20 protein-coding genes and 1 tRNA gene are annotated in these 19,542 nt (G+C 71.0%); 10 read left to right on the plus strand and 11 right to left on the minus strand.

Annotated features, from left to right (window positions below; genetic code table 11):
* Positions 1 to 80: 80 nt before the first annotated feature.
* The 4 genes from ACFY2X_RS42130 to ACFY2X_RS42145 all read left to right on the plus strand — a co-directional run bounded on the left by ACFY2X_RS42130 (position 81) and on the right by ACFY2X_RS42145 (position 4,640).
* Positions 81 to 1,373, plus strand: a complete 1,293-nt coding sequence (locus tag ACFY2X_RS42130; RefSeq protein ID WP_389949388.1) for a helix-turn-helix domain-containing protein — start codon at positions 81 to 83, stop codon at positions 1,371 to 1,373.
* Between the two features lie 53 nt (positions 1,374 to 1,426).
* Positions 1,427 to 2,023 carry a copper resistance protein CopC gene (locus tag ACFY2X_RS42135; RefSeq protein ID WP_389949391.1) on the plus strand — a complete coding sequence of 199 codons (597 nt, stop codon included), beginning with the start codon at positions 1,427 to 1,429 and terminating at the stop codon, positions 2,021 to 2,023.
* Positions 2,020 to 4,044 carry a cytochrome c oxidase assembly protein gene (locus tag ACFY2X_RS42140; protein ID WP_389949394.1) on the plus strand — a complete coding sequence of 675 codons (2,025 nt, stop codon included), beginning with the start codon at positions 2,020 to 2,022 and terminating at the stop codon, positions 4,042 to 4,044. Before ACFY2X_RS42135 ends, ACFY2X_RS42140 begins: the two co-directional genes overlap by 4 nt.
* Before the next feature lie 182 nt (positions 4,045 to 4,226).
* Positions 4,227 to 4,640, plus strand: a complete 414-nt coding sequence (locus tag ACFY2X_RS42145) for a sensor histidine kinase (RefSeq protein ID WP_389949397.1) — start codon at positions 4,227 to 4,229, stop codon at positions 4,638 to 4,640.
* A 66-nt stretch (positions 4,641 to 4,706) separates the two neighbouring features.
* Here ACFY2X_RS42145 and map read toward each other — a convergent pair whose 3' ends face one another.
* On the minus strand, positions 4,707 to 5,555 hold the full coding sequence (map, locus tag ACFY2X_RS42150) for a type I methionyl aminopeptidase (protein ID WP_389949400.1): 849 nt from the start codon (positions 5,553 to 5,555) through the stop codon (positions 4,707 to 4,709).
* A gap of 45 nt (positions 5,556 to 5,600) precedes the next feature.
* On the opposite strand from map, the gene ACFY2X_RS42155 reads away from it, so the two are divergent.
* Positions 5,601 to 5,783, plus strand: coding sequence for a hypothetical protein (locus tag ACFY2X_RS42155; RefSeq protein ID WP_389949403.1), 183 nt, complete (start codon positions 5,601 to 5,603; stop codon positions 5,781 to 5,783).
* Here the strand turns inward: ACFY2X_RS42155 and ACFY2X_RS42160 are convergent.
* Together ACFY2X_RS42160 and ACFY2X_RS42165 are read right to left on the minus strand one after the other, a co-directional pair.
* Complete coding sequence (locus ACFY2X_RS42160) at positions 5,780 to 6,439, minus strand: cyclase family protein (protein ID WP_389949406.1); 660 nt, start codon at positions 6,437 to 6,439, stop codon at positions 5,780 to 5,782. The two genes, ACFY2X_RS42155 and ACFY2X_RS42160, sit on opposite strands and share 4 nt — an antisense overlap.
* Entirely contained in the window at positions 6,436 to 6,705 is a 270-nt protein-coding gene (locus tag ACFY2X_RS42165) for a hypothetical protein (RefSeq protein WP_389949409.1), read from the minus strand. The genes ACFY2X_RS42160 and ACFY2X_RS42165 overlap by 4 nt, the downstream gene beginning before the upstream one ends.
* Positions 6,706 to 6,808: 103 nt before the next feature.
* Here ACFY2X_RS42165 and ACFY2X_RS42170 point away from each other — a divergent pair, with 103 nt between their 5' ends.
* Positions 6,809 to 7,756, plus strand: coding sequence for a LysR family transcriptional regulator (locus ACFY2X_RS42170; protein ID WP_389949411.1), 948 nt, complete (start codon positions 6,809 to 6,811; stop codon positions 7,754 to 7,756).
* A gap of 13 nt (positions 7,757 to 7,769) precedes the next feature.
* Here the strand turns inward: ACFY2X_RS42170 and ACFY2X_RS42175 are convergent, their stop codons facing one another.
* The gene (locus ACFY2X_RS42175) at positions 7,770 to 8,348 is read right to left on the minus strand and encodes a hypothetical protein (protein WP_389949414.1); all 579 of its coding nucleotides are present in this window, start codon (positions 8,346 to 8,348) and stop codon (positions 7,770 to 7,772) included.
* Positions 8,349 to 8,428: 80 nt separating this feature from the next.
* Here ACFY2X_RS42175 and npdG point away from each other — a divergent pair, with 80 nt between their 5' ends.
* Positions 8,429 to 9,136: an NADPH-dependent F420 reductase gene (npdG, locus tag ACFY2X_RS42180; RefSeq protein ID WP_389949452.1), complete on the plus strand. Its 708-nt coding sequence runs from the start codon at positions 8,429 to 8,431 to the stop codon at positions 9,134 to 9,136.
* Positions 9,137 to 9,301: 165 nt separating this feature from the next.
* Here npdG and selB read toward each other — a convergent pair whose 3' ends face one another.
* The 3 genes from selB to ACFY2X_RS42195 form a co-directional block, all read right to left on the minus strand.
* Complete coding sequence (selB, locus tag ACFY2X_RS42185) at positions 9,302 to 11,179, minus strand: selenocysteine-specific translation elongation factor (protein ID WP_389949417.1); 1,878 nt, start codon at positions 11,177 to 11,179, stop codon at positions 9,302 to 9,304.
* A 46-nt stretch (positions 11,180 to 11,225) separates the two neighbouring features.
* Complete coding sequence (gene selA, locus ACFY2X_RS42190; protein WP_389949420.1) at positions 11,226 to 12,506, minus strand: L-seryl-tRNA(Sec) selenium transferase; 1,281 nt, start codon at positions 12,504 to 12,506, stop codon at positions 11,226 to 11,228.
* Between the two features lie 24 nt (positions 12,507 to 12,530).
* Positions 12,531 to 12,624 (minus strand) — tRNA-Sec (locus ACFY2X_RS42195).
* Between the two features lie 144 nt (positions 12,625 to 12,768).
* Between ACFY2X_RS42195 and ACFY2X_RS42200 the strand changes: the two genes are divergently transcribed.
* Complete coding sequence (locus ACFY2X_RS42200; RefSeq protein ID WP_389949423.1) at positions 12,769 to 13,416, plus strand: Pr6Pr family membrane protein; 648 nt, start codon at positions 12,769 to 12,771, stop codon at positions 13,414 to 13,416.
* A 21-nt stretch (positions 13,417 to 13,437) separates the two neighbouring features.
* Here the strand turns inward: ACFY2X_RS42200 and ACFY2X_RS42205 are convergent, their stop codons facing one another.
* Genes ACFY2X_RS42205 through ACFY2X_RS42220 form a run of 4 tightly spaced genes read right to left on the minus strand, consistent with a single transcriptional unit; the run spans position 13,438 to position 16,831 of the window.
* Positions 13,438 to 14,043, minus strand: a complete 606-nt coding sequence (locus ACFY2X_RS42205) for a DNA-binding response regulator (RefSeq protein ID WP_389949426.1) — start codon at positions 14,041 to 14,043, stop codon at positions 13,438 to 13,440.
* Positions 14,040 to 15,140 carry a sensor histidine kinase gene (locus ACFY2X_RS42210; protein ID WP_389949429.1) on the minus strand — a complete coding sequence of 367 codons (1,101 nt, stop codon included), beginning with the start codon at positions 15,138 to 15,140 and terminating at the stop codon, positions 14,040 to 14,042. The genes ACFY2X_RS42205 and ACFY2X_RS42210 overlap by 4 nt, the downstream gene beginning before the upstream one ends.
* Positions 15,141 to 15,149: 9 nt before the next feature.
* Positions 15,150 to 15,920 (minus strand): ABC transporter permease, encoded by a 771-nt coding sequence (locus ACFY2X_RS42215; protein ID WP_389949432.1) that lies wholly within the window; start codon positions 15,918 to 15,920, stop codon positions 15,150 to 15,152.
* 2 nt (positions 15,921 to 15,922) lie between these two features.
* Positions 15,923 to 16,831 (minus strand): ABC transporter ATP-binding protein, encoded by a 909-nt coding sequence (locus ACFY2X_RS42220; RefSeq protein WP_389949435.1) that lies wholly within the window; start codon positions 16,829 to 16,831, stop codon positions 15,923 to 15,925.
* 288 nt (positions 16,832 to 17,119) lie between these two features.
* Between ACFY2X_RS42220 and ACFY2X_RS42225 the strand changes: the two genes are divergently transcribed.
* Positions 17,120 to 18,292 (plus strand): trans-sulfuration enzyme family protein, encoded by a 1,173-nt coding sequence (locus tag ACFY2X_RS42225; protein ID WP_389949437.1) that lies wholly within the window; start codon positions 17,120 to 17,122, stop codon positions 18,290 to 18,292.
* A 54-nt stretch (positions 18,293 to 18,346) separates the two neighbouring features.
* Entirely contained in the window at positions 18,347 to 19,357 is a 1,011-nt protein-coding gene (locus ACFY2X_RS42230) for a DUF2278 family protein (protein WP_389949440.1), read from the plus strand.
* The last annotated feature ends 185 nt before the right edge of the window (positions 19,358 to 19,542 follow it).

A 19,542-nucleotide genomic window follows, 5' to 3' on the forward strand; every position in this document is an offset into this window, starting at 1 on the left:
CAGACAAAGCAAGGCGTCGGCGCACGGGGGAGACTCCTGTCGTTGGTTTTGCTGCTCAGAGATATCTTTCAAGGGGTAACGTGACTGGTCAAGACTTGGTCGGGCAGCGCATTAAGACCGTCCGCCGTCAACGTGGTCTTTCTCAAGCGCAGCTCGCTCATCCGGAGTTGTCAGACAGTTACGTCTCCCTCATAGAGAGCGGCAAGCGTACTCCGACACCGGCGGTTCTCGAACTCCTCGCCGACAAGCTCGACTGCTCCCTCACCTACCTCGTCAACGGGGTGACGGCCGAGCAGATGCAGGAGATCGAGCTCAACCTCAGCTACGCGCGGCTGGCCATGGAGAACGGCGAAGTGGTCGAGGGACGCACCCGCTACGCGGAGCTGCTCGCCGACGGCGGGCTGGCGGGCCTGCCGCAGCTGCGGCAGGACGCTGAGTACGGCCTGGCCCTGGCCACCGAGGCCTGCGGCGACCTGGACGGGGCCATCACCCTGCTGAGCACGCTGCGTCAGAACGAGTCGGCGACGATGACCCCCGAGCGCCACATCGCCATCGCGGTCTCGCTCTCGCGCTGCTATCGCGAGCAGGGAAACCTGGTCCAGGCGGTCAACGTCGTGGAGCAGATCCTGGGCGGGGCGGTGCGTCCTGCCTGGACCGACGACCTGATGAAGCTGGGAGGCCAGCTCCTGGCCGCCTACGTCGAGCGGGGAGACCTGCTCCGGGCCCGTCAGTTCTCCTCCGAGCTGCTCGCCGCCGCTGAGCTCCTCGGCACGCCCCAGGCGCTTACCCTGGCGCACTGGGGTGCCGCGATCGTCGCCGTGGAGAGCGGTTACGGCGAGGAAGGGGTTCCCCACGTCGAGAGGGCCATCGCCATCCAGTCCGAGTATGAAGACCCTCGCCGCCTGGCACGGCTCCGTCACGACTACGCGCAGGTCATGCTGATCGTGCGGCCCATGGAGGCCAGCACCTGGCGCGACGTGCTGCTGAAGGTGGAGACCGAGTTCTCCGAGAGCTCCGCCAACCCGATGGGCAAGTTGCGCTGTGCGATGAACCTCGCCCGCACGGAGTTGCTGCTCGCCCATCCGGAGCGGGCCGCGGAGCGCATCCAGGTCGTCTGCGACATGCTCGACGGAATGCCCGAGGCCCTCCACGCGGAGGCTCGGCTCGTGTTCGGTCAGGCCCTCGCGGAGCTGGGCAGGCGGGAGCAGGCCCTGGGCGAGCTGCGGGGGGTGGCGGAGTCGCTGGAGCGCCTTCCGGTCACCCGGCACACCGCCCACTCGTGGCTGACCGCGGCGCAGGTTCTGGAGCGCGTCGACGAGCCGGCACGCAGCGTCGACGCCTACCAGCGGGCGCTGGCTTGCGTGGGATTGTAGATCGGGACGGGAGGTCGGGACCGCGTGGTGGCGTCGGTAGCCTTGGGGTTGCCATGAAGACTTCTTCTTTCGCGGCCGCTCTCGCGTTTCTCGCCGCCCTCGTCCTCGGTACGGCCTTCGCCTCGCCGGCTCTCGCCCACGACACCCTCAAGAGCAGCAACCCTGCCAAGGGCGCCAAGGTCGAGAGCTTGAAGGAGGTGAAGCTGACGTTCAGCTCCAAGGTGCGCTTCCCGAACGTCGTCGTGCACACCGCGGACAACACCGCCTATCAGGACGGCAAGCCCGTCTTGGACGGTGAGGTGGTGACCCAGAAACTCAAGGGCGACCTGCCGCCGGGCGAATACGTCATCGCCTATCGCGTGGTCTCCTCCGACGGGCACCCGATCGAGGGCGAGATCCCCTTCACCCTGATCGGCTCCAAGTCGCCGTCGCCCTCCGCGTCGCCGTCGCCGTCCGAGGTCGTCTCGACCTCCCCGGCGCCCGCCGAGAGTCCGGTCGCCGCCACGCTCAGCCCGTCCTCCGCCGCCCAGGCGTCGGGTGAGCAGGAGTCCTCGGGCGGCGTGCCCGGCTGGGTGTGGCTGATCGTCGGGGGCGTGACCGGAGTCGGCATCGGCCTGTTCTTCAGCATGCGGAACAAGAAGCAGCCGTGAACAAGCCGGAACAGGCCGGGCAGGCCGGGACCGGCAGGACCGCGAGGCTCGCACTCGCGGGCGCGGCGGCGGCCGTCGTCGCCCTGGTGATCGCCATGATCGCCGGAGGCGCCGCGACCCCGCGCATCATTCCGGGCCTGCCCGATCAGGGCGCGCTGACCCGCTGGGGACTGCCCCTGGCCAAGCTGGCGATGGAAGTGGCGGGCGTGCTCACCGTGGGTGTGCTGCTGGCCGCCGCGGTCTTCCTCCCCAGCGACAAGGGCCTGCTGGGCAAGCCCGCCCTCGCCTACGCCAAGGCCGCCTCATGGCTCGCGCTCGTCTGGGCGGGCGCGGCGGCGGTGACGATGGTGTTCAGCCTGTCGGACGCGCTCGGCCTGCCCGTCGCCGAGGTGCTCGGCGGCAACGAGCTGACCAGTTACGCCAGCCAGGTCTCCCAGGGCATCGCCCTCACCCTGGTCGTGCTGTTCGCGGTGGCGATCGCGCTGTTCGCCCGCGGGGCGATCACCGCGGGCGCGGCCGGCGGCCTGCTGGTGCTCGCTCTGATCACCCTGCTCCCTCCCGCGCTGACCGGGCACTCGTCCTCCTCACCCAACCACGACCTGGCCACCACCGGCGTCGCCGTGCACCTGACGGTCCTCGCGCTCTGGGTGGGCGGGCTCGCCGTGCTCTGCGCCCACGCGTTGCGCGGGCAGCCGCACCTGGAGGTCGCCGCCACCCGGTTCTCCTCGATGGCGCTGTGGTGCTTCATCGCCGTGGGGCTGTCAGGCCTGTTCAGTGTCATCGCCAGGCTCACCTCGATCTCCGTTCTCTTCACCTCCGCCTACGGCCTGCTGCTGCTGGCCAAGACCGCCGCGTTCGCGGCGCTCGGCGTCGTCGGCTGGTGGCACAGGAAGCGGACCCTGCCCCAGCTTCCCTCCGGCGGGCCCGCCGCGTTCGTCCGGTTCGCGTCCTGGGAGATCCTCCTCATGTTCGCGACGGTCGGGCTGGCCGTCGCTCTCGCCCGCACCGCCCCGCCTCCCGTGGTCCTCCCGCCTGACCGGGCCTTCGAGCTGCTCGGCTACCCCGTGCCGCCGGAGATCTCTCCGGCGAACCTGGTCTCGCTGTGGTGGTTCGACCTGTTCTTCGGCATCCTGGTCGCCCTGCTCGGCGGTTTCTACCTCGCCGGAGTCGTACGGCTCACGCGGCGCGGCGACTCCTGGTCCCGGGGCCGCACCGCGGCGTGGTTCACCGGCCTGCTGATCCTGCTCGTCGCCACCCAGAGCGGCGTCTCCCGCTACGCCAAGGTGCTCTTCAGCGTGCACATGGCCGAGCACATGACGCTCTCCATGCTGGTGCCGATCTTCCTGGTGCTCGGCGCTCCCGTCACCCTGGCGCTGCGTGCTCTCAAGCCCGCCGTCCGCCGAGGCGACCGCGGCCCGCGCGAGTGGCTGACCACGATCCTGCACAGCAGGTTCGTCCGGTTCGTCGCTCACCCCGCGATCGCCACCGCGATCTTCATCGTTTCCACCTACGCGCTGTACTTCACCCCGCTGTTCACCGCCGCGATGGAGGAGCACCTTGGCCACATCGCCATGACGATGCACTTCCTGATCAGCGGCTGCCTGTTCTTCTGGGTGATCATCGGTGTGGATCCGGCCCCTCACAAGCTGCCCCACTTCGCCAAGCTGATACTGCTGTTCGTCACGATGCCGTTCCACGCGTTCTTCGGCATCGCCCTGATGAGCATGGGAACCGTGCTCGCCAGTGACTGGTACGACCAGCTCGGCCGCACCTGGGGTGTCTCCTCGATCGCCGACCAGCGGACCGGCGGTGCCATCGCCTGGGGCTTCGGTGAGATTCCGACGCTGATCGTGCTGCTCGCGCTGGCCTTCCAGTGGTGGCGGGACGACGACCGCAAGGCCCGCCGCGCGGATCGCCGCGCCGACGCCATCGCCGCCCGGACGGGCGGCACCGGCGACGCGGAACTCGATGCCTACAACGACTATCTGGCCAGGTTGAACAAGCGCGAACGCGCGGAGTAGCCGGACGGCTACGCCCTTCTATCTTCCGCTGTCGCGTAAGGTGCCTTCGGTGGCTTTGGAAGCGGGTTCGGGCATAACCGCAGCGGGTGCAGCGCCCAGTGCCGTGCGCCATGCCCAGTCACGCACCAGCCGCATGCTCGGTCGGGGAGCAGGCGGCTGCCATGTGGTCAGGAAGGTGAGCAGTGTTCGAGAAACTGCGCATGCGCGGGGAGCGGAGCCGGAGTCTCGCTCAGGCTCTTGAGGAGCATCTCGCCGAGTGGGCTCGGCGCACCGGCATCGTTGTCGAGACCTGGGCGCTGCCCGGCCGTGACGTTTCCGCGGGTGTCGCCCAAGCCGTTCTGGCCACGCTGGTCGAGGCGCTCGCGAACATCGAGCGGCACAGCCGGGCGAATGTCGTCTCCGTCGCCGTCACCCTGGGGCGCGGCGGCCTGCGCATGACGGTCAGCGACGACGGGGTCGGTTTCTCCGGCCCGGCGGCAGGCCGGGGCGTCGTCGCCATGCGGACCCACTTCGCCGGACTCGGGGGAACTCTCACCGTCAACGGCGTCGAGGGCCAGGGCACCACCGTCACCGGGGTGGCGCCCCGCAAACGCTAGCCCGTTTCGCGGATCTTCACCCGCGCCGCGGCGGGGCGCCGTCCGGGGGACCGGGGAGGCGGGGCCTCAGGGGAGCGTCAGGATCTCGTGGCCGGTCTCGGTGACCAGGATGGTGTGCTCGAACTGGGCGGTCCGCTTGCGGTCCTTGGTCACGGCCGTCCAGCCGTCGGGCCAGATGTCGTAGTCGATGGTGCCGAGCGTCAGCATGGGCTCGATGGTGAACGTCATGCCGGGTTCCAGGGTGACCGCCAGCGACGGGTCGTCGTAGTGCGGGACGATCAGGCCGGAGTGGAACGTGGTGCCGATGCCGTGGCCGGTGAAGTCGCGGACCACTCCGTAGCCGAACCGCTTGGCGTAGGCCTCGATCACACGGCCGGCCACGTTGAGCTGGCGGCCGGGGGCGACGGCCTTGATGGCCCGGTTGGTGGCCTCGCGGGTGCGCTCGACCAGCAGGCGTGACTCCTCGTCCACCTCACCCACCAGGAAGGTGGCGTCGGTGTCGCCGTGCACGCCGCCGATGAAGGCGGTGATGTCGACGTTGACGATGTCGCCGTCGCGCAGCACGGTGTCGTCCGGGATGCCGTGGCAGATCACCTCGTTGATCGAGGTGCACAGCGACTTGGGGTAGCCCCGGTAGCCGAGGGTGCTGGGGTAGGCGCCGTGGTCGCAGAGGAACTCGTGGCCGATCCGGTCGAGCTCGTCGGTGGTGACACCGGGAGCCACGTGCCTGCCGACCTCTTCGAGCGCCTGACCGGCCAGTTTGCCCGCGATCCGCATCCGCTCGATGATCTCGGGCGTCTTGACGTCGGGCTCCCCGGTCTTCGGGGATTTCTTCCCGACATACTCCGGCCGTTCGATGTGGGCGGGGACCTTGCGGATGGGCGAGATCCGCCCGGGCTGGAGCAGTGTCGTCATGGTCCCCCAGTCTAGTTGCGCTTCCTACTGGGCAGGATTGCTCGTATGAGTGATCAGTGGTGGTTCTGCCTGAAGCACATGGCGGTCGAGCCTGACGAGGGCTGCCCGAACAAGGACCGGATGGGTCCCTACGCGAACCGCGAGGCCGCGGCCAACGCGTTGAAGACCGCGGCCGAGCGAAACGAGGCGTGGAGGGAGGGGGACAAGGCCTGGGACGGGGACGACTAGGCGTCCACGACCGCGTAGGCGCGGACCGGGAAGGTTCCCATGCCCGCCACCATCGGCGGGGCGGCGTGGAAGCGGAACCCGGTGTCGGGGAGCGCGGCCAGGCCGGTCATGTGCTCCACGATCGGGATGCCCGCGCCGAGCAGGAGCGTGTGCGCCGGGCGCTCGCCGCGTGGCGGGGTGTCGTCGATGTTCAGCGTGTCGATCCCGACGAGCGCCGGGCCCCGTTCCGCGAGCCACCGCGCCGCCGCGGGTTCGAGGTAGGGGTGGTCGTGGAAGTAGGCCTCGGTGCCGAAGTGCCGGTCCCATCCGGTGTGGATGAGCACGGCCTTTCCCCGTACGTCGCGTTCCGCGAACAACTCGGGGCCCACCGAGCGCAGGCCCTCGGCCCGCACGACCAGGCCGGGCAGGTCGGCGATCGCCTCCAACGGCACCTCGGACAGGTCGGGGCCGTCCGGATAGCGGTGGTGGGGGGTGTCCAGGTAGGTGCCGGTGTTGGCGACCAGCTCGATGCTGCCGATGTGGAACTCGGTGCCGGGGGCGTAGACCTCCCGTGAGGCCTCCCTGCTCAGATGCACGCCGAGCCGGGGGCCGGGGACACCCGGATAGGTGCGCATGCCTTCGGTGATGCGGTGGCTCAGTTCGACCAGGCGGGTCACGGGGTGCTCACCGGCTCCTTCTTGAATCGGGCCATGACCATCCTGGTGAGAGCCGCCGCACCGACCACGCCCCAGACGACGTTGAGGATCGCGGAGGGCCAGGCGGAGTAGTAGGCCGTGTTGATCATCAGCGCGATCGCGCCGACGAGATTGATCGTCTGGTACGGCATGCCGTCCCCAGCCATCCGGGACACCGAGACCATGGCATAGCCGTACAGCATGAGCGCGGCGCCGATCCAGCCGAGGAGGTTGACGAGAAGAGGCATCGGATCACATTCCGGCGGGAAAGGTGGACATACCTCAATGATCCTGACTCCTCTCCCTGAAGAGCAAATAAAGTCTCCTTAATATCCACGTAAGCTGAGCTATATGGACATCGACCCTCGGCGGCTGCTGGTACTCCACGAGGTCGCGCGACGTGGTGGCGTCATGCGTGCGGCCGAGGCGCTGCATCTGACCGCCTCGGCGGTCTCCCAGCAGCTCGCGCTGCTGGAACGAGAGGTCGGACTCGCGCTCGTCGACCGTTCGCAGCGCAGGGTCGCCCTCACCCCGGCCGGCCGGGTTCTCGCCGGATACGCCGAGCGGGTCGAGGAGGAGCTGGCCGAGGCGAAACAGGAGCTGACCCGTTTCACCGAGCGGCTGGCCGGGCCGGTGTCGATCGCGGCGTTCCCCACGGTCATCCGGCACCTGCTGGTGCCCGCGCTGAGCACGCTGGCCGAGCGCCATCCCCAGGTCACACCGCGCATCCACGAGCTCTACGGCCCGCCCGCCCTGCAGGAGCTCCGGCTCGGCGGGATCGACCTGGCCATCACCGAGCAGGACGCCGACGAGCCCGTCCTGGCACAGCCCTCGATCGTCTCCCACCCCCTCTACGTGGACGAATACCGCATCGTGGTGCCCCCGGGCTGGGAGGAGATCCCGCGCGGGGTGGAAGATCTGGGCGGCGCGCCCTGGGTGGCCGGGCCGCCCGGCCAGGCCTGCGGGCACGCACTGGACCGGCTGGCCGCGCTGCACGGTTTCACCCCGCACCGGGTTCACGTGATCGAGGAGTTCCCGCCCACCCTCGCCCTGGTCGCGGCGGGGCACGGGGTCGCGATCGTGCCGTCACTGGCCCTGCTCGAGGTCCCGGCGGACGAGGTCGTGGTCACCGGCATCACCAACGTGGGCGCCCGCCGCCTGGACGCCGTGACCCGCGTCAGCCGTACCCGGTCGGGGGAGCCCGGGCCCGTGCAGGCGGTGGTCATCGCCGCGCTCAGGGAGGCGGCCGACGGTCTCGTCGCGCGGCTCGGGGAGCGCGCGGCGCGGTCGAGCCGATGAGCCGTGAGGTCCGCTAGTCGACGACGTGTGGGCCGCTGATCCGTTCCAGCAGCCTGGCCAGCCGGTCACGCAGGCCCGGACGCCTGCCGGTCTCACCCGCCGCGACGCTGACCAGGTGCTGGGCGCCGTCGAAGGAGAGCGGGGATCGCTCGGGAACCGTCAGCGCGTCGTGGGCCAGCCCTTCCAGTTCGGAATCACCGCCGTTCAGGGCCAGGATCGTCGCCCCGGTGCGCCGGGCGTCGTTCACCCGTTCCAGAAGGGACGCGGGGGCTTGCTCCTCGGCCACGACGAACAGGGTCTCGCCCCGCCTCGTCCGCTCGATCCGCTCCAGCCCGACCCGCAGGTGCGCGGGCGCGTCCGGGGCGGGCTCCCAGCGGACCAGTGTCGGCGCGAGCTGGGGTAACCCGGAGAGCCTGGCCTCGTCGCTCAGGTGCGCGGTCAGATGCCAGGGCTCCTCCCGGGGCGTGCCGACCACCAGCAGGCCGCCCGGAGACCGGGTCGCGCGCAGGGCGAGCCCCAGCTCGCGAGTGCGCTCCACCCAGCCGGTCGAGGCCAGGATCTCTCGCAGGAGTGCCACCGACCGAGTGTCCATGCGTTCCATCGTGCCTTAGCGACCCCGCGACGGTCCCGGGAACATGAGCCTGGCATGATCTGGACATGCGGCGGGGCCGGATGAGTCCGGCCCGAGTGGCCCAGAACGACGAGGAGCGACGAGTGAGCACTGACAGCCCGGATGTGAGCGGAATCTCGATCGGGATCCTGGGCGGCACCGGCGATCAGGGCAAGGGGCTGGCCAGGCGGTTCGCCATGGCGGGCAACCCCGTGCTGATCGGCTCGCGCAGCGCGGAGCGGGCCCGGGAGGCGGCGGCGAGCATCGGCGGGCCGGTGCGCGGCGCCGAAAACGCGGCCGTGGCCGCCGAGGCCGACGTGGTGATCGTGGCGACCCCCTGGGAGGGTCACAAGTCTCTCCTGGAGTCCCTGCGAGCCGAGCTGGCCGGGAAGATCGTCATCGACTGCGTCAACCCGCTGGGCTTCGACAAGCAGGGGGCCTACGCGCTGCCCGTCGAGGAGGGCAGCGCCGCCCAGCAGGCCGCGGCGGTCCTGCCCGACAGCCGTGTGGTCGCCGCCTTCCACCACGTCTCGGCCGTCCTGCTGCTGGACCCCGAGGTGTCCGAGATCGACCTGGACGTGCTCGTCCTGGGTGACGACCGCGAGGCCACCGACACGGTCCAGGCGCTGGCGGGCCGGATCGCGGGTGTGCGCGGCGTGTACGGCGGCCGCCTACGCAACGCCCACCAGATCGAGGCGCTGACCGCCAACCTCATCTCCATCAACCGCCGCTACAAGGCTCACGCCGGGATCCGCGTCACCGACGTGTAGGCGGGCGGCCTCCGAATACGCCGGATCGTCAGCCGGGCGGCCGCCGGATTCCCATCGGATCGTCAGCCGGGCGGCAAGGCGGCAGCGTGCCGGATCGCCGACCGGGCGGCGGGTAGGTCCGCGCCGGATCGTCGGCCGGGTGGCCGAGCGGCATGCGCCGGATCGTCAGCCGGGCGGCGCGCAGATCCGCGACTCGTTGTCGACCCGGCGGGTGATGCCCCGGGCGTCGAGATGTTCCAGGAGCGGTACGGCGACGCGGCGGCTGGTGTTCAGGGCGGCCCGCGCCTGGCTGACGGTGAACGGCGAGGGCAACCCTCCCAGCAGGGTCGCCGCCAGTTCGGGCGCGTCCGGCAGCAGGACGACGTTCCTCGCGACCGCCAGCAGTTCCCCTGCCCGTATGGCCGCCGCCAGAGACTTGCCCGTCAGGTCGAGCTCGGCGAGACGCTCGGCGGTGGGGGCGTCGAAGGGCCGCTCGGCGAGCTCGGCCTTGAGCGCGGCGACCGCCTTCGCGATCCGGGGCGGAAGCGCCATCCGGTCGTCCCGCCGGACCACTCCTGACCTGATCGTCAGCGGCGGCGCGACCAGTGCCTCCACCAGCCGGCGTCCGGGCAGGCCGAGCAGGTGGGCGGCGGCCTCCACGGTGATCCCCTGGGCGTGCCGGGACACCTGCTCCACCAGGTCACGGCCGAGCGCCGACCAGTGGTCGGGATCGGCGAACCAGTCACCCGTCACGGGCCGTCCGGCGGTCAGGTCACCGGAATCAGGTCGTCCGGCGGTTGGATCACCGGATTCCGGCCGTCCGGCGGTCGGGTCGCCGGATTCCGGCCGCCCGGCGGGACGGCCGCCCGTCACGGGCCGTCCGGCGGCCAAGGTGCCGGAGCCGGAGTGCTCCGGGGGCGGGCACCCCATCGCGGTCAGATCCGCCCGGCTCAGCAGGCCGTGCCAGCGGAGCAGGTCCGCGGCGGTGGGCACGCGCACCCCGGCGAGGGCCGCCGCCCGCGCCGCCGCGGCTCCCCGGCGCCGCAACGGCGCGGGCCGTACGTCCAGGACGCGCACGCCGGTGACGATCGCCCGGCGGCCGGGGTCGCGGAGCAACCCCCGGTCTCCCGACCGGAGGGCCAGGGGCTGGGAGAGGGTGAGCCGAGCGGTGTCCTCACCCAGCGGGCGCAGCCTGGCCGGAGCGGCGGCCGAGCCCAGATGAAAGACCAGATCGCCCTTGGGAGCCTCGCCGGAGTCCAGCCGTACGTCGACGACCTCCGTGGTGATCCAGGCGCCCGGGGTCAGCAGCGCCATGCCGCGGGCCAGGGCGGCGCGGCCGGTTCCCCTGAGGTTGACGGCCACGCGTGCGACGGCCGGCACCAGGTCGGTCCGCTGGTTGAGGGTCTGCAGGCCCCGGACCTGGACCCGCTCGGCTCCGGCGGCCAGCTCGTCGCCCACGCGCAGCGTGCCGTGGGTGAGCGTGCCGGTGACGACGGTTCCGGCTCCGGTGACGGTGAACACGCGGTCGATCCACAACCGCACCGGGGACTCCCGGTCGGGCTCGGGAAGCTCGGCCGCGAGCCGGTCGAGCGCGGCCCTGAGCTCGGGGATCCCCTGCCCGGTCAGCCCGCTGACGGCGACGGCGGGAATCCCGGCCAGGCTCGTCCCTTCGAGGTGGAGACGGGCCTCCTCGATCGCGAGCTCCGGATCGGCGAGGTCCGCACGGGTGACCGCCAGCAGGCCGTGCCGTACTCCCAGGGCGTGCAGCGCGACCAGATGCTCGGCCGACTGGGGCCGCCAGCCCTCGTCCGCCGCCACCACGAACATGACCGCGGGGGACGGGCCGACCCCCGCGAGCATGTTGGTGACGAACCGTTCGTGCCCGGGAACATCGACGAACGCCAGCCGCTCACCCGAGTCGAGCATGGTCCAGGCGAACCCGAGGTCGATCGTCATCCCCCGGCGCCGCTCCTCGGCCCAGCGGTCGGGTTCCATCCCGGTGAGCGCCCGCACCAGCGTCGACTTGCCGTGGTCCACGTGCCCGGCGGTCGCGATCACCCTCATGCCCGCTCCTCGGCCACGGCGGCGGGTCGCGGCGGCCTCCGGAAAGTCAGTCCCATGCCTGCTCCACCGCCTTGGCCAGAAGCTCGTCCTGGCCCGGTTCCACCGTGCGCAGGTCGAGCACCAGCCGCCCCTCGGTGATCCGCCCGACGACGGGCGGGTCCTGCGTGCGCAGCCGTACGGCCAGCGCCGCGTCCACCGCGATCCCCGCGCTGGGCAGCTCCACCCCCGGCGCGCCTCCGCCGCCGACCCGCGCGCCGGTCGTCACCGGTTCGGCTCGCGGGCCGAGCCTGCGCGCGAGCCGCCTGGCCCGTTCCTCAAGCTCGGCGACACTCACGCGCAGCGATCGGTGGACGGGCGGTTCCGGTCCGCGCAGGGTGGCCTCCATCGCCGCCAGGGTCAGTTTGTCCACCCGGAGCGCCCGTGCCAGGGGATGGCGGCGCAGCCGCTCCACCAGCTCGGCGGTGCCCAGGAGCAAACCGGCCTGGGGGCCGCCGAGCAGTTTGTCCCCACTGGCCGTGACCAGCGCCGCTCCCTGGCGCAGCGCGCTCGCCGCGTCGGGCTCGTCCGGCAGCAGCGGCTCCGGCCGCAGGAGCCCCGAGCCGATGTCGGCCACCACCGGCGGGCCGAGCGTGGCCAGCTCCGAGACGGGGACCTCGGAGGTGAACCCCTCGATCCGGAAGTTCGACGGGTGCACCTTGAGGATGAACCCGGTTTCCGGGCCGCAGGCCCGCGCGTAGTCGCGCAGGGAGGTGCGGTTGGTGGTGCCGACCTCGCGCAGCCGCGCGCCGGTCGCCTCCAGCAGCTCGGGCAGGCGGAACCCGTCTCCGATCTCGACCAGCTCGCCCCGGCTGATCACGATCTCCTTGTCCTGGGCGAGCGCGGTGGCGGCGAGCACGAGCGCCGCCGCGTTGTTGTTGACCAGATGGACGTCCTGGGCCTCGGGAACCGTCTCGGCGAGCGCGGCGAGAGCCGTACGGCCGCGCCTGGCCCTGCGCGCACCGGCGAGGTCGAACTCCACGTCGGTGTATCCGGCGGCGGCGGCGATGGCCTCGACGGCCGCGGAGGACAGCGGGGCCCGGCCGAGGTTGGTGTGCACGAGCACGCCGGTGGCGTTGACGACCGGCCGCAGGCCCCCCGCGTTGCCCGGCAGGAGGGCGAGCGCCGCCTCCACCGCTTCGGCGGGGTGGACGAGGCCCTCCCGGACACGTTGCTGCGCCTGCGTCACGGCGTTCTTGACGATGTTCCGGCCCAAGGTCTCCCGCGCCGCGGCCAGCCGGGGGTCGGCCAGCATGGTGTCAGTGCGCGGTACGGCACGCCGTGGATCCACTCGCGCTCCCCTCCCGGGTGATGAGCGGAGGCGGACGGGAATCGAACCCGCCGCGCCGAGATACTCGGCGCCTCTGGTTTTGAAGACCAGGAGGGCCACCAGGCACCCAGACGCCTCCAAGACGAGAACCTTAGCGAAAAACGATCACATGGTCGTCATCGGGCGCCCGATATCGCTGTGATCTCACACCTGTGACCCGATATGTTTCTGCGATCGGCGAACTGCCGGCCGGGGGGACGTGGTCTGTGCGACTGTGATCTTCATGGTCTGTGCGACGGCGTTCCGCTTGATGCTGATCCTGGCCGCGGTGGTCGGCCTGATCTATACGTGGCTGGCCCTGGCCAGCCCCCTGAACCCGCTCGTGCTCTTCACCGTGCAGAGCAATCTGATGCTCGCGGGATATTGCTCCTGGCGAGTGGTGAGCAGACGGCGACCTTCCGCCGGGGTCAAGGGGGCGGTGACGCTCTACATCGTGATCACCGGGCTGGTCTGGCATTTTCTGCGAATGCGTGGAGCCAACCCCTTCGAGCACCTTTCCCTCTCCGGCCTCGGCCTCGGCAACTTCCTCCTCCACTACGTGACACCGATCATGGCCGTGATCGACTGGCTGGTCTTCGACCGGACCGCCCCTCGGCCGAAATGGGCGGCTGCCCTCGTATGGCTGACCTATCCGATGGCGTATCTGGTCTTCGCCCTGATCCGGGGTGCCCTGCTGCCTTCATATGCATGGAAGCGATACCCCTATCCGTTTCTGGATGTGGACAGGTTCGGGTACGGCGGAGTCTCGCTCATGGCAGTGGCGCTGGCTGTCTGCTTCTTACTACTCGGCTATGGGTTGATCGCCCTGCACCGCGTCGTCGATCGCGCGCACCGTACGGCCGTCGCCCCCGCCGGCCGATCCGCGGCGTAGGCGAGATCCGCGTGGCGGACCCTAGATCCAGCCCACATCCTGCGCGATCCGGACGGCGTCGAGCTTGTTGCGGGCGCCGGTCTTGGTGATCGCGCTGGTCAGATAGTTGCGCACGGTCCCGGGGGACAGGTGCAGCCGGCCGGCGATCTCCTCCGCCGGGGCGCCGCGTGCCGCCTCCCTCAGCACGGTGGCCTCGCGGGGGGTCAGCGGGCTCGCGCCGTACTCGATGGCCGTGGCGACCAGCTCGGGGTCCAGCACCCGCAGGCCCTGGGCGGTGCGCCGGATCGCGTCCGCCAGGTGGTCGCCGGGGGCGTCCTTGACCAGGAACGCCTCGATGCCCTCCGCCAGCGCCCTGCGCACCTGGCCGGGCTGGCCCATCGCGGTGAGAACCAGGACCCGGCAGCCGGGCAGCTTCTCCCGCAACTCCACCGAGGCGGTGATGCCGTCGACTCCGGGCAGGTCGATGTCCAGCACCGCCACGTCCGGCCGGGCCCGCAGGGCCGCGGCGACGATCTCGTCGCCGCGGGTGACCTCGGCGACCACCTCGATGTCGGGCTCCAGCCGCAACAGCGCGGTGAGCGCGGCCCTGATCATGTGCATGTCCTCGGCGAGCAGTACCTTGATCACGCGGGCACCTCCACCGTGAGCCGGAACCCGCCGTTACCGGTCCGCTCCGCGCTGACCGACCCGCCCAGCCCGCCGGCCCGCTCCCGCAGGCCGGTCAGCCCGTTGCCGTCCGCCGATCGCCTGCGGGCGCGGTCGTTGACCAGCTCCAGCCGTACGGCACCGCCGTGCGCGGAGGTGCTGATGGAACAGGTCGTGGCGCGGCTGTGCCGTACCACGTTGGTGACCCCCTCGCGCACCGCCCAGGCCAGCGCCTCGTCGACCGGCCGGGGGACCTCCAGGTCGGCGAGGTTCGTCTGGCAGCTCACCCCTGAGGTCTCCAGCAGCGCCACCGCCCGGTGCACCTCCTCGGCCAGCGACATCTCCCGGTAGCCCCGCGCCACCTGCCGCACCTCCTGCGCGGCGTCCCTGGCCACGTGGACCAGCTCCGACAGCTCCGCCTCCGCCGCCGCGGGCTCGCGCCCGACCAGCCTGCGAGCCAGGTCGCCCTTGAGGGCGATGGCGGTCAGGCTGCTGCCCAGCCCGTCGTGCAGGTCACGGGAGATCCGCAGCCGCTCCCGGAGCACCGCGGCTTCCGCCAGCTCCATCTTCGCCTGCTCCAGCTGCCTGCTGACGACGACCAGCCGCACCCCCGCGTAGGTCACCCCACCCGTCACCGCGACCGTGATCGCGTAGTGGATGCCCATCGCCAGCTTCCCGTACATCGCCTGCGTGCCCAGCCAGAAGGCGATCGCGCCGATCGCGATCACGACGGGGACCGCGAACTTCAGTCTCAGCCTGACGAGCACCGCTCCCGACAGGATCGTCGGCATGCTCACCGCCCAGTTGTAGCCGAGGACGAACCAGAGCGAGGCGAGGAACGGGATCGCCGCGTAGGTGACCACAGTCTGGATGATCAGCGCGACCGGGACGCCGCGCGGCTCCTCTCCTCGCAGCGCGGCCCGGATCTGCAGGTGGTGCGGGATGAGGAAGGCGACCGAGGCCGCGGCCAGTGCCGCGGCCTCCAACGGGGACCTGGTCAGGAAGAGCATGTCGGCGCTGAAGCCGATCGAGATGGTGGAGACGATGCCCACGACCAGATGCTGGGGGTTGAGTCGCATGTTAGTGAATTATGACTTCCGGGCTTCCCAGCGGAACCACCGTGCGATCGCGAAGGCCCCGATCGCCGCCCAGACGGCCAGCTTCAGCGCCGGTACGGCCGCCGCCGCCAGATCCCCGGCGAAGGTCCCGTTCGCGGCATAGGCCGCGCGGGCCGCCTCGACGACGGCGCCGGTGGGCAGCAGGTCGAGCAGCGTGCCGATCCAGCCGGGAAGGACCTCCCGGATCGGGCCAAGGCCGCCCGTGCCGATACCGGCCAGGAGATAGAACGGCATGGCCATGACGGCGGCGACCTCGGTGCGCGGGACGATCACCGTGAACGCCGCTCCCAGCAGGCACAGAACGGTGGCACCCGCGACCACGGCCACCAGGTACAGCAGCGGATCGCGTGGTGTCGGCAGGCTCGTCAGCGAGTACAGCGCCACCGAGACCACGGCGGTCAGCAGCGTGCTCTGGACGACGAGGTTGACGATCTCCCCGCCGAGGATGTCGCGGTCGCTCAGCCCGGTGGCCCGCATCCGCTTGAGGACGAGCTGGTCGCGGCGGGTGGTGAGGGTGATGGTGATCTGGTTGAAGGTCGTGATGACGAGGATCATCGCGAGCACTCCCAGGTGCTGGTTCAGCAGGAGCTCTGGACTCCCCGAGCCGATCCTGTCCATCATGAGCGGCAGTCCGATGCCCAGGCCCAGGGACAGCGCCACGGATATGCTCAACGCCGCGCGGTCCCGCCAGAAGATGCGGCCGTCGAAACGGGCGACGACCGCCAGATCACGTGCGGACATGGTCATGCCACCTTCTTTTCGGCCGTCTCGTCGGCGGCGAGGTCGAGGAACAGATCTTCAAGGGTCGCCGTGCGGACCTCCAGGCCGCGCAGGCGCAGGCCGCGCTCGCCCGCCCAGCCCAGGAGGGTCTGCGCGGCGAGGTCGGGGTCGCTGACCCGGCACACCGCCGTGCGGCCCTCCATCGAGGCGACGGGCACCGGCACCTCCTGTGGGGTGACGGAGTCGGGCAGCTCGAAGGCCACCCGGCCCGTCTGGGCGGCCAGGGTCTCGGCCATGCCGCCGGACGCGACGACCCGGCCCTGATCCATGATCGCCATGCTGGCGGCCAGCCGCTGGGCCTCCTCCAGGTAGTGCGTGGTGAGCAGGATCGTGGTGCCCTGGGCGGCCAGAGCGCGGATGACCTCCCAGGTGTTCTTGCGCGCCTCGGGGTCCATCCCGGTGGTGGGCTCGTCGAGGAAGAGCACGTCGGGCCGGTTCAGGATGGCCAGGGCCAGGTCCAGGCGGCGCTTCTCCCCGCCGGACAACTGGCGCACCTTCGTGGTGGCCTTGGCGCTCAGCCCCGTGAGCTCCAGGGCCTCCTCGCGCGGCCGGGGCGCGGCGACGAAGTCACGCCAGGCGTCCACGGTCCGTGCCACGGTCAGGTCGGGGAAGAACCCCGCCTCCTGCAGCATGATCCCGCTTCTCCGGCGTATCTTGGTCCGGTCCCTGACCGGGTCGAGACCGAGCACGCGCACCGTGCCCCCGTCCGGCTCCTGGAAGCCCGCCAGAATCTCCATCGTCGTCGTCTTCCCGGCGCCGTTGCGCCCGAGGAGGGCGAAGATCTCACCCTGGGGGACGGCGAAGGAGACATCCTTGACCGCCGTGAAGTCCCCGTAGCTCTTTCTGAGCCCGTCCACCTGAATCGCTGTCATGTCTTCGATCCTGGCGATCGCCCGGATCCGGGAACAGTGAAGAATTCACGACCTCGCCGGGTCCGGCGGGCGCCGGGGGACCTTGGACGGCCACGGCACACGGCCGTACGGCGAGCGGGAGGGGGAGCGGGCCCCGCCGTAAGGGGGGCAGGAGGGAGCGGGCCCGGACGGCCGGCACCCGGGCTTGGCGATCGGTTCATCGGAACCGGCTCGCACGATGGACCAAACTTGCCCGATCTTGCCCGATGGAATCTGACAAACGGCTCGCCGACCGGACATTCTTGACGCATGACTGACTTCCGCCCCGAGACCCGCGCCGTCCACCTTCCCCAGCCGACGCTGAACGGCAGCCGCCCCATCACGGTGCCGCTCTACCAGACCTCCGGCTTCGTCTTCGAGGACCCGGCCGTCTTCGCCGACGGAATGGGCCGTCCCGACGGTGCCTTCGTCTACGGGCGGCTGTCCAACCCGACGGTCCGGTCGCTGGAGGAGGCCGTCGCCGGGCTGGAGGGCGGAGTGGGCGCGGTCGCGACCGCCTCGGGCATGGGAGCCATCAACTCCGTCCTGCTCGGCCTGCTCGAACCCGGTGACCACCTGATCGCGCAGAACTCGCTCTACGGCGGCACCGCAGCGATGATCAACGACCTTGTCCGGCGATTCCAGATCACGGTCTCCTACGTCCCCGAGGACGACCCCGAGGCGCTGCGCGCGGCCGTACGGCCGGAAACCAGGCTGGTCTACCTGGAGACGATCGCCAACCCGGCGACGCAGGTCGCGGATCTGCCGGGAATGTGCGCGGCGGCCCGAGAGGCCGGGCTGGTCTCGGTGGTGGACAACACCTTCGCCTCGCCGATCCTGTGCCGCCCGCTGGAGCACGGCGCCGACATCGTGGTCCACTCCACGACCAAATACCTGAGCGGGCACACCGACGTGCTCGGCGGCGTCGCGGTATTCGCCTCCGACGAGCTCTACCGGAAGGTGTGGCACTTCGCCGTCGAGCTGGGCGCCACCGCCGACCCGTTCGCCGCCTGGCTCACCCTGCGGGGCATCCAGACCCTGCCGCTGCGGATGGAACGGCACTGCTCCAACACCCGGGAACTGGCCATTCGCCTGGACAACCATCCGGCCGTGTCGGCCGTGCACTGGCCGGGCCTGCCCTCGCATCGCTCGTACAGGCTGGCGACGAAGCTGCTGCCGGATTTCGGCGGGGTCTTCTCCTTCGACCTGGTCGGCGGGCGTGAGGCGGGGGAGAAGTTCATGAGCTCGGTACGGCTGGCACTGCTGGCCCCGTCGCTCGGCGGTGTCGAGACGCTGATCCTGCACCCGGCGACCACCTCCCACCGCTCGCTGACGGCTGAGGAGCTCGCCCGGCATGGGATCAACGAGGGAACGGTCCGGGTGGCGGTGGGCATCGAGCACATCGAGGACCTCTGGACCGATTTCACTCAGGCGCTTTCCTGATTTTTCGAGCAATGCCACTGTGTAGTCCGGATGTGCCTTTTGAAAGGTGGATCGATGCCGCTGAAGAGCTACGGGGTCCTCGCGGGCCGGGCCGCCGGCAGGCGGCGCGAGGGGGGCTCGAACACCCCGCACTACCAGGTCCACCTCGTCGACGACGCGCGGGTCTCCTACCGGATCGCGGTCAACGTCAAGTCCCAGCAGGCGCCCTCGGAACTGCTCCAGCTCGTCGACGAGGACTTCCGGCATCCGGTGACCCAGGCCCTCCCGCAGACCGCCGGGGGCTGGACGGCTCTGCCGTCACGTCCCGGCGGGCAGGCCCTCGACTACATCCGGGGCAACCTGTTCGACCCCGCGGCTCTTCGCCCGCTCCCGCCCGACCTGCCGGGAGTGGACAACGACCTGGCCGACAAGCTCGACCACTATGTTCAGCGGGCGATCGCCGATCCCACCGCGGTCGTCTACGCCTTCGGTGAGCGCTGGGGCCCCGAGCCCGGAGTCCCCGACAAGATCTTCGGATTCCGGCCGGGCAACGGCGTGCACGACATCCATATGAACCAGGGCAACTCCCAGCGCTTCCGCGGTGACGACGGCGTGTGGCAGGACGGCGGCCTGCTCCTGCGCTTTCCCGCGGAGTCGCGCTGGGTCGCGATCTTCCTGGCCTTCCAGTCCCAGGCCTGGCACACCGACGACATCACCGGGCACTCCCTCGACGGCGCCCCCGCGCGGCCGGGCACCGGTGAGGAGCCCGTCCGCGTTCTCGCCGCGCTCGTCAACCCCGCCGGACCCGCGCCCGAGAGCGGCGAGGTCGTCACCCTGCTGAACGCCTCTCCCGGTGCGGTCGACCTCACCGGATGGCGTCTCGCGGACCAGCACAAGAACGCCTTCCCGCTGCCGGCCGGCACGCTGGCCCCCGGCGCCGCCCTCGCGGTCGCCGTCGGCCCGCCGTTCACACTGGGCAACGAAGGAGGCGCGATCACGTTGCTCGACGCCGGTGGGCTCAAGGTCCACGGAGTCTCCTACACCGTGGCACAGGGCCGCAGGGAGGGCTGGACGATCACCTTCTGAGAGGTTCTGAGAGGTTCTGAGAGGTTCTGAGAGGGACGCGTGGACGCAGGGGCGTCGGAGCGATCCGGGGCCCGGTGGCGGGGGCGCGCCCCCGGGCGGCCCCCCCCCCGGGCCCCCCCCCGCAGGGGGTGGTGTGGGGGGGGGGGGGGGTATGGGCCCGGGGGTGCAACGGGGGGGGAGGGCGG

Origin of the sequence: Streptosporangium sp. NPDC000396, from assembly GCF_042898655.1 — a bacterium.
In the GTDB taxonomy this organism is placed as follows: Bacteria; Actinomycetota; Actinomycetes; order Streptosporangiales; family Streptosporangiaceae; genus Streptosporangium.